At 61.6% G+C, this 11,515-nt stretch carries 14 protein-coding genes; 9 read left to right on the top strand and 5 right to left on the bottom strand.

The window, feature by feature from the left end; genetic code table 11:
• Nucleotides 1-100 precede the first annotated feature (100 nt).
• The 8 genes from PHP59_RS08875 to PHP59_RS08840 all read left to right on the top strand — a co-directional run bounded on the left by PHP59_RS08875 (nt 101) and on the right by PHP59_RS08840 (nt 6,311).
• Nucleotides 101-421 carry a cupin domain-containing protein gene (locus PHP59_RS08875; protein ID WP_300166141.1) on the top strand — a complete coding sequence of 107 codons (321 nt, stop codon included), beginning with the start codon at nt 101-103 and terminating at the stop codon, nt 419-421.
• Between the two features lie 64 nt (nt 422-485).
• The gene (locus PHP59_RS08870; RefSeq protein WP_300166139.1) at nt 486-908 is read left to right on the top strand and encodes a spore germination protein GerW family protein; all 423 of its coding nucleotides are present in this window, start codon (nt 486-488) and stop codon (nt 906-908) included.
• An 11-nt stretch (nt 909-919) separates the two neighbouring features.
• Nucleotides 920-1,573 carry a hypothetical protein gene (locus PHP59_RS08865; protein WP_300166137.1) on the top strand — a complete coding sequence of 218 codons (654 nt, stop codon included), beginning with the start codon at nt 920-922 and terminating at the stop codon, nt 1,571-1,573.
• Nucleotides 1,570-1,815 carry a hypothetical protein gene (locus PHP59_RS08860; protein WP_300166135.1) on the top strand — a complete coding sequence of 82 codons (246 nt, stop codon included), beginning with the start codon at nt 1,570-1,572 and terminating at the stop codon, nt 1,813-1,815. The genes PHP59_RS08865 and PHP59_RS08860 overlap by 4 nt, the downstream gene beginning before the upstream one ends.
• A gap of 73 nt (nt 1,816-1,888) precedes the next feature.
• Nucleotides 1,889-2,329 carry a formylmethanofuran dehydrogenase subunit E family protein gene (locus PHP59_RS08855; RefSeq protein ID WP_300166133.1) on the top strand — a complete coding sequence of 147 codons (441 nt, stop codon included), beginning with the start codon at nt 1,889-1,891 and terminating at the stop codon, nt 2,327-2,329.
• 2 nt (nt 2,330-2,331) lie between these two features.
• Complete coding sequence (locus PHP59_RS08850) at nt 2,332-3,072, top strand: ATP-binding cassette domain-containing protein (RefSeq protein ID WP_300166131.1); 741 nt, start codon at nt 2,332-2,334, stop codon at nt 3,070-3,072.
• On the top strand, nt 3,065-3,892 hold the full coding sequence (locus PHP59_RS08845; protein WP_300166129.1) for a metal ABC transporter permease: 828 nt from the start codon (nt 3,065-3,067) through the stop codon (nt 3,890-3,892). Before PHP59_RS08850 ends, PHP59_RS08845 begins: the two co-directional genes overlap by 8 nt.
• 55 nt (nt 3,893-3,947) lie before the next feature.
• A complete protein-coding gene (locus tag PHP59_RS08840) occupies nt 3,948-6,311 on the top strand; it encodes a zinc ABC transporter substrate-binding protein (protein WP_300166128.1) in 2,364 nt (787 codons plus the stop codon).
• Here PHP59_RS08840 and PHP59_RS08835 read toward each other — a convergent pair.
• On the bottom strand, nt 6,308-7,144 hold the full coding sequence (locus PHP59_RS08835) for a class I SAM-dependent methyltransferase (RefSeq protein WP_300166127.1): 837 nt from the start codon (nt 7,142-7,144) through the stop codon (nt 6,308-6,310). The two genes, PHP59_RS08840 and PHP59_RS08835, sit on opposite strands and share 4 nt — an antisense overlap.
• A 107-nt stretch (nt 7,145-7,251) precedes the next feature.
• On the opposite strand from PHP59_RS08835, the gene PHP59_RS08830 reads away from it, so the two are divergent.
• Nucleotides 7,252-7,431 (top strand): hypothetical protein, encoded by a 180-nt coding sequence (locus tag PHP59_RS08830; RefSeq protein WP_300166126.1) that lies wholly within the window; start codon nt 7,252-7,254, stop codon nt 7,429-7,431.
• A gap of 74 nt (nt 7,432-7,505) precedes the next feature.
• Here the strand turns inward: PHP59_RS08830 and cgi121 are convergent, their stop codons facing one another.
• The 4 genes from cgi121 to PHP59_RS08810 all read right to left on the bottom strand — a co-directional run.
• Nucleotides 7,506-8,015: a KEOPS complex subunit Cgi121 gene (cgi121, locus tag PHP59_RS08825; protein WP_300166125.1), complete on the bottom strand. Its 510-nt coding sequence runs from the start codon at nt 8,013-8,015 to the stop codon at nt 7,506-7,508.
• Complete coding sequence (locus tag PHP59_RS08820; protein WP_300166123.1) at nt 8,005-10,194, bottom strand: ATP-dependent DNA helicase; 2,190 nt, start codon at nt 10,192-10,194, stop codon at nt 8,005-8,007. Before PHP59_RS08820 ends, cgi121 begins: the two co-directional genes overlap by 11 nt.
• A gap of 112 nt (nt 10,195-10,306) precedes the next feature.
• Nucleotides 10,307-10,849, bottom strand: coding sequence for a pre-rRNA-processing protein PNO1 (locus PHP59_RS08815; protein WP_300166121.1), 543 nt, complete (start codon nt 10,847-10,849; stop codon nt 10,307-10,309).
• A gap of 5 nt (nt 10,850-10,854) precedes the next feature.
• Nucleotides 10,855-11,515 (bottom strand): serine protein kinase RIO (locus tag PHP59_RS08810; protein ID WP_300166119.1); only part of this gene is annotated, 661 nt, incomplete at its 5' end.

Here is an 11,515-nt window from a genome sequence, read left to right as displayed (position 1 = left end):
TCGTCAGCCTGATGGTCACAGGAGGGACGGACAACCCAAAGGTATTCATCGAGGGAGACGGAGTATCCCCCTGGTGAAGACCTTGATTGCACGAACGGTCATGGAGACCCCGGTCGAGAAGAACCCGCACGGCGTGGACGCACGAAAGATCTACGACACCGAACACGCCACCATGGTCCACATCGCCCTGCAGCCGGGAGAGAGCCTGAAAAAGCATATCACGCCCGTGGATGTCGCCTTCTATGTCCTCGAAGGGACCGGCATCGTCGAGATCGGGGACGAGAGGCAGGAGTGCGGCCCCGACACACTGGTCGAGAGCCCGGCACGGATCCCGCACCGCTGGATCAACGAGGGCGACCGCCCATTCCGCGTTCTCGTTGTCAAGGTGCCGCGGCCGACCGAGACGACCCGTCTGTTGTGACGGGCCTGTCGGGGACCTCCCCATACCTTTAAGAGGAGGTCTTCCCTCTCAGAGTGGGACGAACATGACAGGCGACGAAATGATCAGGGTAACGGCGGAAGAACTCCGCAACTTCGTATCGGCAAAGGCTATCATCGGCGATCCGCTCGACCTCGGCGACAAGGTCGTCTTTGCGATCGCAGGCTTCGGCTTCGGCTTCGGAGCCGCTGCAGGGAGGGGCAATGCCCCGAGCGGCGAAGGTGGTGGCGGCGAAGGCGGCGGTGCCGGGGCCGGTGTCGAACCGGTCGCTCTCCTTGTCGTCCACAAGGACGTGAAGGGACCCGAAGGAGTGCAGATCTTTTCTCTCAAGAAGAAGGGACCGATCGCCGAGATCATCGAGAGTGTCGGGGAGGTCATCCCCTCGATGGTCGAGCGGGTAGCCTCGAAGGTCACCACGCCCGAAAAGGGCGAGGCAAAGGAGAAGAGAACCGAACAGGGAACTGAGTAGACAGGTCGAGCATGGCCGGCGGCGACCTCCTCATCCTCCTTGCGTACTATGCCGGCATCGGCGTCATCCTCCTCTCCGTCTTTCTCCTCCCCCTGCGGATCGGTGCAGCGGGGGGCTATGAGGGCGGGGCGGGGACCGCCTCCCTCTCCCTCAGGTGGGCGGCCTTTGGTGTGAGCGTGAAGAAGGAGAAGGATTGGCATGCCGATCTCCTGGTCGGCAGCACCAAACTCTTCTCTCTGACGATCCCTGAGGCCGAGCCTGAAGAGGGAGGAGAAGAAAGAGAAGAGGAAGAAAAGGAAGGGCTTTCTTCCATTCCCCTGACTCTGGAGACTTTCCGTACACTTTTCCCGCACGTCACCCATCTTCTCGGCAGGGTCGTCGCCCACATCACTCTGGAACGCCTTGTCCTCTGGATCAGGGCCGATTTCGGCGGCCCCATCGCGACAGGGAAGGCCTTCGGGGCGGTGCAGGCCGTTCGGGGCATCCTGGGACCTACACCTGTCGATGTCGACATGGAACCACTCTTTTCCGGCGGGGATCCAGCGGGCCGGGGCGAGGTGAGACTCAAGGTCGACCGACCTATCGCCCTCCTCGGTGCCGCGGCCGATTTCGCCCTTGCACCGCCGGTGCGCCGGATTTTCCTGGAGAGAGGAGAGGAAAAATGAAGGAAGAGGTTACTGTCGGCGAGGCGCACATGGCCGGGGGACGCGCCGTCGTGCCGATCGTGCGGAGCGTGCTCTGCTCGTGGGAGGGGGGGGCGTACCTCGCTGCCGAACCGGTCGCGATCGTCGTCGCTGGCCCGGACGGAGCCCTCCTCGTCGGACACGCGGGTGAGGATGTCGCCGGCGACAGGGTCCGCGAGGCGGTGGAACGGGCATATGCCGCTCTTCATGCAGGGACAGAATAACATCCCCGGGATTACTTTTCCCACCCTGTAACAAACCTGAATAAATTTATAGCACGAATGCCGATGATCTTTCATGCACAGACATAACGGCTGCCAGTACCTCAATCTGGAGCGCGACCTCACCGTCACGGACCTCGCTGTGTTTCACGGCCATCTCGGCCCGTATATCGTCATCGGATACAGGATCGGAAAATACGCGAGCGAGCACGTCTGCAACAACCCCTTCGACCTCAGGGCACGGGTCTACTGCGCCGGCACGCCCCCGGAGTCCTGCCTCGCCGACGGCGTCCAGCTCGGCAGCGGGTGCACCCTCGGCAAAAGGAACATCGAGATCATCAAGAGCGATCAGGTCGCCGTCGAGTTTGAGACAGACGGCAGGACTGTCAGGATCGTCCCCCGGCCATTCGGCCTTCCAGAAGGCGACGGAGAAGACTACGAGGCCCTGATCGAAGCCTTTGCCGAAGAGATGTATTATCTCGAAGACGCCGAACTCTTCACCGCCGGCGAGCACTGACGATGCCTGGCGGCACTATCGACCTTGCAGGGGTTTCCACTGCATACGAAGGGTCTGACAGGCCGGTGATCAGGGGCCTCACCTTCACCGTCGCCCCGGGAGAGTTTGTCGTTGTCGGCGGACCGAACGGCGCCGGAAAGACAACTCTCCTTGAGACGGTCAATGGGATGCTCCCGATCACCCGCGGGCGGGCGACGGTCTGCGGTCTCGACGTCGCTTCCCGGGGCTATGAGGTCCGCAAGCGGGTCGGCTACGTCATCCAGAACTTCGCCTTCGACCCCCTCGCTCCCTTCATAGTCAGGGACGTCGTGATGATGGGGCGCTACGGCCTGCTCGGCTATGGCCGGCGGCCGGGCGAGGCGGACCGAAGGATCGCGAGGGACGTGATGGACCTCCTCGGCATCGACGACCTCGCGGAGAGGCCGATCGGCAAACTCTCCGGCGGGCAGCAGCAGAAAGTGCTCATCGCCCAGAGTATCGTCAAAAAGCCCGATATCCTCCTCCTCGACGAACCCTTCTCCAACCTCGACCTGGGCACCCGCGACTTTATCTGCGGGGTGCTTGCCGGCATTGCAGACGAGGGCTGCACCGTCATGATGGTCTCCCATGCCTTCGACGCACTCCCAAACAGGGAGGTAAGGGTGCTTGTGATGAATGACGGGCAGCTCATCTTCAACAGGCCCTGCCCGGCAGACGAGGTCGAGGATCATGTCCGCACCCTCTCGGGAGGCCCGCATGCTTGAGTTCCTCATCCCGAACAACATCGTCTGCCATGCCATCGAGGCAATGCTCTTCGCCTCGATAGCATGCAGCGTGCTCGGCGTGATCATCACGCAGATGAACATCTCCTCCATCGGCTTTACGATGACACATGCCGCCTTTGCCGGTGCTGCCGTCGGGATCTTCTTCGGCATCGACGGGACTATTGCGGCGGTCCTCGCAAGCCTGACGATCGCTGTCATTCTTGGCCCCCTCTCGGAGAAGGCGAGGATGCCCACAGACACGATCCTCGGGATACTCTTCGGGATGATGATGGCCATTGCCATATTTTTCATCTCGTACATGCAGTACCTCGGGACAGGCGTCAACACGAGCGCCCTCCTCTTCGGGAACGTCGTCTCCCTGTACCGCGAGGAGATCTATGCCCTCGCCTTCATCTCCATCGTCGCCGTCCTCTTTGTCCTGATCTTTTTCAAGGAGATCACGGCGGTCATCTTCAACAAAAAGATCGCCGAAGCGGCCGGGATAAGGGTGCGCCCCATCTTTTATGCACTCCTCTTCATGATCGCCATCTCGGTCTCCCTCTCCCTCAACATCATCGGCGGCCTCCTCCTCTATGTCTGGCTCGTCACCCCGGCGGCGATCGCCTACCAGTTCTGCTCCACGGTCAGGGGCCTCTTCCTTGTCGCCCCTCTTGTCGCCGCAACAGTCAGCGTCACCGGAGCATGGGTCGGGCTCCAGCACTCCCTCCCGGTCGGCCCCCTCATTGCCATCGTTTTCAGTGGCCTTTTCCTCCTGGCGGTACTCATATCCCCGAAGCGCCGGGTTCCGAAGGGTGGCTGAACCTCTTTTTCTATTTTGGCAAAATATATAAGATAATTCGCACATTGTTAAACATATGCTGAAAAAACGTAGCATCAAAAGAATACTAACAGTGTTATTCATAATATGCGCCCTCGGGGCGCCAGCCGTGGCGGCGATGGATATCGTCGCCACGACGAGCGTCATCGCCGACCCGGTGGAGGCGATCGGCGGGGACCACGTGAATGTGATTGCGGTCGCCGATCCAACCATCTGCCCGCATATGCAGGGCGACATCATCGACAGCCGCATCCAGATGCAGAAGGACTTCATCGCATCGGCAGACCTCTTCTTCGCCCACAACTCGGGGATGGACAAGCCCGTCGTCATGCCGGCAGTCGAGAAGTTCATGCAGACAAACTACGGCAGAAAAGTGAACTGGACTGTTATCAGTGCACAGGACTGGAACACCCCCGAGAAGGCGAAGGTCTTCGCAGGAGAGATAAAGGACAAGCTCGTTGCTGCAGATGGGGCAAATGCCACCGCATATGAAGCAAACTATGACGCGTACTGCGATGCGATCGACGCCGCCGACCTTACCGAAGAGGAGAAGAGCAGGATCGAGGGGCAGGACGTCATTGTGATGGTCTGGCAGAGGGAGGCAGCGGAGAACTGGCTCGGCCTCAACGTCGTCGCCGTCTTCGGCCCAGAGTTCTACATGGGCGGGCAGTTCACCCCGACGAAAGTCGTCGACGACATCACCGCGAACCCGGAGAAATATAGGAACGTGAAGTATGTCATCGAAAACATGCAGTCGGGAGAGATGGCGAAAGGGATCGAAGAGGCCCTCCATGACAGGGGGATCAGGGCCGACCGCGTCATCTTCACCAATTTCCCGAAGTCGCTCGCAGGCGTCGACTCCCTGCCGGATGTGCTCGCACACAACAAGGAGGCCGTGACCCCGGCCGACGGTCCGATGGATATCGTCGCCACGACGAGCGTCATCGCCGACCCGGTGGAGGCGATCGGCGGGGACCACGTGAATGTGATTGCGATCGCCGATCCAACCATCTGCCCGCATATGCAGGGCGACATCATCGGCAACCGCATCCAGATGCAGAAGGACTTCATCGCATCGGCAGACCTCTTCTTCGCCCACAACTCGGGGATGGACAAGCCCGTCGTCATGCCTGCAGTCGAGAAGTTCATGCAGACAAACTATGGCAGAAACGTGGCCTGGACCATTATCAGCACACAGGACTGGAACACCCCTGAGAAGGCGAAGGTCTTTGCAGGGGAGGTGAAGGATATCCTCATGGCGGCACAGCCCTGGAACGCCGACGAGTTCGAGGCGAACTTCCAGGCCTACTGCGACGCAATCGATGAGGCCGACATCGCCGACGGTGAGCGGGATCGGATCGAGGGACAGGACGTCATCGTGATGGTCTGGCAGAGGGAGGCGGCGGAGAACTGGCTCGGCCTCAACGTCGTCGCCGTCTTCGGCCCAGAGTTCTACATGAAGGGCCGGTTCACCCCGGCAAAGGTCGTCGACGACATCGCCGCGAACCCGGAGAAATACGGGAACGTGAAGTATGTCATCGAAAACATGCAGTCGGGAGAGATGGCGAAGGGGATCGAGGAGACCCTCCAGGACAGGGGGATCGGGGCTGACCGCGTCATCTTCACCAATTTCCCGAAGTCGCTCGCAGGCGTCGACTCCCTGCCCGGCGTGCTCGCACACAACAAGGAGGCCGTGATGGCAAGCCCGGCGACGCCGCCGGCGTCCGACGGCGGTTCTGACAGTTGGGATACGGCCCTTGCCACCGGTCTTGCGGCGGGCGAAGAGTCGGAGTTCTGCTTCGGGGACTGTGCAGTCATGAGGGTCTTCATCGTGCCTGAAGAGGATATGAGTTCGCTCACGATGAGCGCCCGGCACCTGCCCTCGGCCCCGGCAGGAATTGGCGAGACAGAGAACGCCACCTACCAGTACCTTGAGGTCGGGCCGGGTTTCGGAAGCCTGGAAGACTGCAATGCCACTATCGAGTTCTCTGTAGATGAGGCCTGGATCGAGGGGCAGGGGATCAACACCACAGACATCGCCCTCCAGCGGTACCATGATGGGGCATGGCAGACACTCAAGACCGAATATCTCGGCACCGAAGGAGGAGTGGCGAAGTACCGGGCATATTGCACAGGATTCTCCTTCTTTGCGATCACCGTCGTACAGGGCTGGGCCGTTGTGGCCGTGGCGGACGGGGCTGTGGGGGAGACAACGATGCCGGCGGTGACCACGGCAGCCACAGCATCGCAGACACCGGCGCCGGAGACGACGAAGGCCACGACCACAGTCGGCACGACGGCGACGACCGTTCCCCCGACGACGGCGCAGCAGTCGCCCCTCTCTCTCGTCCCCTTCCTGACCGCCGCCGCGCTCGCCGTCCTCCTGCTGCGGAGGACTTAATCTTCCTCTTTTTTCCACGAGATATGCGCGTACCGGGACGTCTCCCGCAGGACATATGCCCCGCCTTCGGGGACGAGCCAGTCGGCAAGGGCACGGCGGAGGATCTCCTCTTGCTTCTTCCCGCTCACCCCGAACTTCGGCGCACAGGTCACCAGCGCCTCGTTGAGATCGGCGAAACGCACTTCTCTTTGCATCAGGCCGATATGCAGGTCAGGGTAGATGCCCATCTGCCAGAGGAGGTTGCAGACGATGTCGGCCTTCGGGACAGGCCGGTAGGCGGCACCGTGGAGAGATGGCCAGACCTGGAGATAGCGACGCTCCCAGGCAGGGACGTCGGCAAACCAGAAGAGGTGCACCGATCCTGCGGCGACGTCGTCCATCTTCTGGAGAGCGGCCCGCAGGTCCGCCATGCCGAGGGAGAAGGACGCGACGACGATGTCGTACGGCAGCCGCAGATCTGTGGACAGGTCGACGTCCTCCCAGCGCTTCCTGACGACGCTGACGTTCCCGATCCCCTCCTCGTCCATATGGTCTTCAAGCACATCGGCCATCCCGGAGGCCGGTTCCACCGCGGTGACCGTCCGCACACGGCGGGCAAGGGGGAGGGCAAGGGTACCCGGGCCGGCACCGATGTCGAGGACCCGCGCAGCCCGCACGAGGGGGAGGGCGGAGAGGGTTTCCTCCACTCTCCTGCCCGAAACATGGGTATCATAGCAAACAGCCCGCCCCTTCTCACCCCAGAGAGCAGGGCCGGTCCTGAAACCGACGACAGAATGGTTCTGCCGCAACTCTTCGGCCCATACCGTATTCCAATCAATTATTCCGATATCCATGGAGAAGGGATCGCCGCCTGCGGGAAAAAAACCTTCCACAGAGGATCGATGGTGAGGGAAAACCCTCATATGCCGGATCGAACAATCATTCACTGGAGAGTGATTCCATGGACAAAACAGGTGTTGCATTGCTCGTTGTAGGGTTTATCCTCGCCGGTGCGGGCGTCTATGGCATGACGCAACTCGCACCCGAGGTGATCGCTTTCCTCATCGGCATCGTCGAACTGGTCGTCGCCGTCATCGGCCTCGGGTTCATCGTGATCGGGGCGATCATGGCAAAGGACTGAGGGCAAAAAGAAAAAAACAGCAGGACCGAAGTGCCCTGCTTCAGATCTCTTTTCCTGGCCGAAGGGTCAATTTTTCACCGGTTCACTTCAAGGAGGGCAACCCTCTCCAGGACGAGAGGACGGATCCGCCCGTCCGTTGCCGCGATCTCCTCGGGCGTGATGCCGTAGCGCTCCATCAGGCGGCGCTGCTTCTCCTCGTCGATCCCCTCCCAGTCTGCCTCGTTCCAGGCGAGGACTTTGCCGAGCGCGGCCGCCGCCGCCTCAGACGGCGGGCAGAGGCAGACATAGCAGCGGTTCGTCCCCGCGTGAAGGCCGATGCCTGTCGCCACCCGGCACTGGCGGGTCCCCGCCGCATAGAGGAGGGCCTCCATCTCCAGGGTCTTCGCGATCGCCCGCCCTTCCTGCCAGGCGCGGAGGGCGTGGCGCACTGCCTTCGCGGCATGGGCCTTCCCGGCGAGTTCATCGGCGTCGAAACAGATAATGTGCGTCCCGGCCGACTCCGCGATCACCCGGATCGTCTCCAGAAACGCGGGAAGCGCGGGGATCTCGATGACCGCCTCCCTGATATCGCAGTTAATCTCCATTATGTCCCTCGAATGCAAAGAGCGTGGTCTGCCGCCGCCCTCTTTTCACCTCGATCTCCTCTTCAACGGTCGGAGCATCGTCTCCAGCCTCCTTCCCCTCGATCTGGGCGAGGACCTTCGCCGCCGTCTTTTCGCCGAGGATGGGGGCGATCTTCCCGATCCCGGCCGCCCTCATCTCTTGCGGCGTCGTCATGCCCAGGTCGAAGAGGCGCCGGGAGAGCACCCGACCGATGCCGCGCAGGGCGATGAGAGGCAGGAGTTCCTTCTTGATGCCATACTTTACCCGTGTCCCGAGGTCGGCGATCGGTTTTGCGAGGGGGCGGTTGAAGAGGTATGCAAGGCGCGACGCGGCGTGGATGAGCCAGACCGCGGTCTCGACCTTGTTGTGGATGTCGCCAGGCCCCACATTGAAGTGCTCGGAGATCATTGCCTCTGTCACCTCGTCAGACCACTCGGAGAGGAGCATCGCGGTCTTCACCGAGGCGTAGAACGCCTCCATCTCGTCTGAGCCGTACGGCACGCCGGTCCAGAGTTCGGCCTCGTGGTCCCGGAGGAAGAGGGGGAGGATCTCGGCGTCGTCCTTACGCAAAAAAAGCGTGAGCATGTCGGGCGTCTCGCAGATGAGTTCGAGGAGACCGATGTCGGCATAGACCGGGGCCCCTCTGAGAGCGGTGACGATCGCCTCCGCACTCCTCGGGTCGATGTAGAGGCGGGAGACCATGTCGCCGTACTCGGTCGCCTCCAGGCGGTCCCCGAACTCCGTCACCATCTCGGCGTCGACGAGCCAGTCGATCACACGATCAATGGTCTCATGGATGGTGGACCGCAGTCCCTGGTGCTCGTAGGCATAGTAGGTCTCCCCCATGAAGGAGAGCACCTCGCCGCGGCTCTGCACGAAGTGGGTGGCGATAAGGGAGAGGACATGGGTGCGCAGGGCGTTCTCCGAGTTGCACTGCGAGGTGACCTCCTCGGGGGGGGCGTCGATGTACGCCTCGAAGAGGTCCTGGCAGCCATCCTCGCTCTTTGCGATGAGCACCGCCTCGCCGTACGGGTCGAGGTGCGGGCGGCCGGCACGCCCGGCCATCTGCTTGTACTCCCCGACCGGGATCGGTGCCATGCCACCGTCGCCGAAACGGAGGTAGTCGCGGATCACCACCCGCCGTGCCGGCAGGTTGAGGCCCGCGGCAAGGGTGGGCGTCGACGAGATCACCCGGATCGCCCCTGTCCTGAAGGTGTCCTCGACGATTTTCCTCTCCGCCGACGAGAGGCCGGCGTGGTGGAAGGCCGCGCCCTTCCTGACACAGAGGGCGAGGGTCTTGCCGAGGTCGGTCGCCGCCTCGCGTTCGATCGCGTCGGCCGCGTCGTCGAGGGCGGGTTCGGAGAGTTTCAGCCCGCCTGCCGCCCTCTTTGCAAAGGCTTCGGCATTCCGCCTCGACGAGACAAAGACAAGGCACTGCCCGCCCTCCGCGACCGTGTCCAGGCAGAGGTTCAGGTCGTCGTTCTTTGACTTTGCCGACACCTGCCTTTCATGGTCCTCGAAGTGGATCGTGCCATTGTAGAAGACCCCTTCCCGCAGGTCGACCGGACGCCACTCGCTTGTCACGAGTTCGGCGTCAAGCCAGCCGGCAAGGGCGCCGGGGTTGCCCACCGTCGCCGAGAGGGCGATCACCTGCATCGCCGGGTTCCTGTGCCTGAGTTTCGCGATCACCATCTCAAGGGTCGCACCCCGGTCAGGGGAGGCGATGAGGTGGCACTCGTCCACGACAAGGAGGGTGATCCTGGAGAGCCAGGGTGCGGCATTCCGGAGGAGGGAGTCCACCTTCTCCGACGTGGCGACGATGATATCGTTTTTACCAAGGTAGGCGTCTTTCCGATCGAGGTCTCCGGTCGCCACCCCGACCCTGACACCCTTGCCAGAAAAGTCCTCGTATTTCTCGGTGGCGAGGGCCTTGAGGGGGACGATGTACAGGCACGTGCCGCCGTCGGCGATATGACGGTGCATCACCATCTCGGCGACAAGGGTCTTGCCGCTCGCCGTCGGGATGGCGCACAGGAGGTTTTTCCCCTCGAAGATCCCGGCCCTGACACAGGCTTCCTGGGGAGGGTAGAGCGCCTCGATCCCGCGTGCACTGTACTGAGACCTGAGGGCGTCGGGAAGAGGCAGGTCAGCAACCTTCATATGGACCCCTTTGTTTCCACTCGAAATTCAAGACCATGTCCACAGATTGTAGAAAATATAGTTGTTGGATGTATATATCTCTCCACGGGAAATAACGCCGGGCGCGAGGGGATCAGTAGTAGTAGTCCAGGATATTCTCCTTCTCCTCGCGCCGCTTCTTCTCCAGGAAAGAGTAAACGGTTTCGTGGGGCACGCCGTTGATGAGCATCTCGAGGGCCGTTCGGGCATTCTTGAGGTGGTCGGGTGTCCCGATCAGGGTGACGGTCTTGCCCTGCACCGAGATGCCGACATAGGCCATGTCCTCAATCTGTTCCCGTGCCTTCCCGGCCTTGCCAATGATCCTGCCGCGGAGTCGCTCCTGCTGGCGCGGGGAGGGTTCAACCACAGAGATGTCGATGACGTCAAGGGTGAGGTCCTCGTCTTCGAGAAGCCTGAAAGCCCGCTCAGGCGAGAAGCCCCGCGCGATCGCGGTGACGACATCGGTCGCCCTGAGCACGCCTGCCGCGTCCTCACCCTCGATCCGCACTTCGCCTTCGTCGCTGTCGATCTGGATCGCGGCCCCTGTCTTCTCCTCCAGCGCCTTCTTGACGGCGCCGTCTTTTCCAATGAGGGCGCCGATCCTGTTTGCACCAATCCTGATTTCCTGTACTGTCATTTAATTCACCGCTCCTTATCTGCCAGGGGCCGGAATGTCCCGCCCGTCACCTCGCGCACCAGCGCGTCCTCGTCCTCCACAGGGCAGAAAGAGGAGAAAAACCGGTTGATATTCCTGATATCCCGGATCAGAAAGGTTCCGGCATTCGGGTGATCGCGGGTGACCGCCTGGCCCATGTCGATAATATAGGGTTTTTCCAGCCAGAGTATATTGAATTCACTCAGGTCGCCGTGGATGAGCCTGGCCTCCTGGAAAAGCGTCTTTATCTCCCCGATGACCGCCCTGTACACTCCTTCAGGGTCTTCAAGTTCCACGTTCCTGATCTGGGGGGCCGCTGTATCGTCTTCCCCGATGAACTCCATGATCAGGATGTTCCTGTCGAAGGCGTACGGCTCCGGCACCGGGACGCCGGCTTCACGGGCGCGTTTGAGGTTTGCGAACTCCTTCTTTGTCCAGGTGAAGACGATGTCCTTGCGCGTCCGCCGCATTCCGGCAAAGCGGGGGTCGCCGATGATGTATTCGGCCATCGCCTTGAAGTTCGCCGTTCTCATCCGGTAGATCTTGATGGCGACCGTTTTCCCCTCCCTCTCGCCAAGGAAGACGTTCGCCTCCTTTCCGGTGGAGATGGAGCCGCCGATCGCCGAGATCTTCTTCTTGTGGACAAGG

Origin of the sequence: Methanofollis sp., assembly GCF_028702905.1 — an archaeon.
Taxonomy (GTDB): Archaea; Halobacteriota; Methanomicrobia; order Methanomicrobiales; family Methanofollaceae; genus Methanofollis.
Note: the sequence above shows the minus strand (reverse complement) of the source record. Positions and strands in the feature narration are given on the sequence as shown.

Excerpts from the sequence above, each read along its gene's own strand:
- PHP59_RS08875 (WP_300166141.1), top strand. The coding sequence starts at position 101 with ATGGAGACCCCGGTCGAGAAGAACCCGCACGGCGTGGACGCACGAAAG.
- PHP59_RS08870 (WP_300166139.1), top strand. The coding sequence starts at position 486 with ATGACAGGCGACGAAATGATCAGGGTAACGGCGGAAGAACTCCGCAAC.
- PHP59_RS08865 (WP_300166137.1), top strand. The coding sequence starts at position 920 with ATGGCCGGCGGCGACCTCCTCATCCTCCTTGCGTACTATGCCGGCATC.
- PHP59_RS08860 (WP_300166135.1), top strand. The coding sequence starts at position 1,570 with ATGAAGGAAGAGGTTACTGTCGGCGAGGCGCACATGGCCGGGGGACGC.
- PHP59_RS08855 (WP_300166133.1), top strand. The coding sequence starts at position 1,889 with ATGCACAGACATAACGGCTGCCAGTACCTCAATCTGGAGCGCGACCTC.
- PHP59_RS08850 (WP_300166131.1), top strand. The coding sequence starts at position 2,332 with ATGCCTGGCGGCACTATCGACCTTGCAGGGGTTTCCACTGCATACGAA.
- PHP59_RS08845 (WP_300166129.1), top strand. The coding sequence starts at position 3,065 with ATGCTTGAGTTCCTCATCCCGAACAACATCGTCTGCCATGCCATCGAG.
- PHP59_RS08840 (WP_300166128.1), top strand. The coding sequence starts at position 3,948 with ATGCTGAAAAAACGTAGCATCAAAAGAATACTAACAGTGTTATTCATA.
- PHP59_RS08835 (WP_300166127.1), bottom strand. The coding sequence starts at position 7,144 with ATGGATATCGGAATAATTGATTGGAATACGGTATGGGCCGAAGAGTTG.
- PHP59_RS08830 (WP_300166126.1), top strand. The coding sequence starts at position 7,252 with ATGGACAAAACAGGTGTTGCATTGCTCGTTGTAGGGTTTATCCTCGCC.
- cgi121 (WP_300166125.1), bottom strand. The coding sequence starts at position 8,015 with ATGGAGATTAACTGCGATATCAGGGAGGCGGTCATCGAGATCCCCGCG.
- PHP59_RS08820 (WP_300166123.1), bottom strand. The coding sequence starts at position 10,194 with ATGAAGGTTGCTGACCTGCCTCTTCCCGACGCCCTCAGGTCTCAGTAC.
- PHP59_RS08815 (WP_300166121.1), bottom strand. The coding sequence starts at position 10,849 with ATGACAGTACAGGAAATCAGGATTGGTGCAAACAGGATCGGCGCCCTC.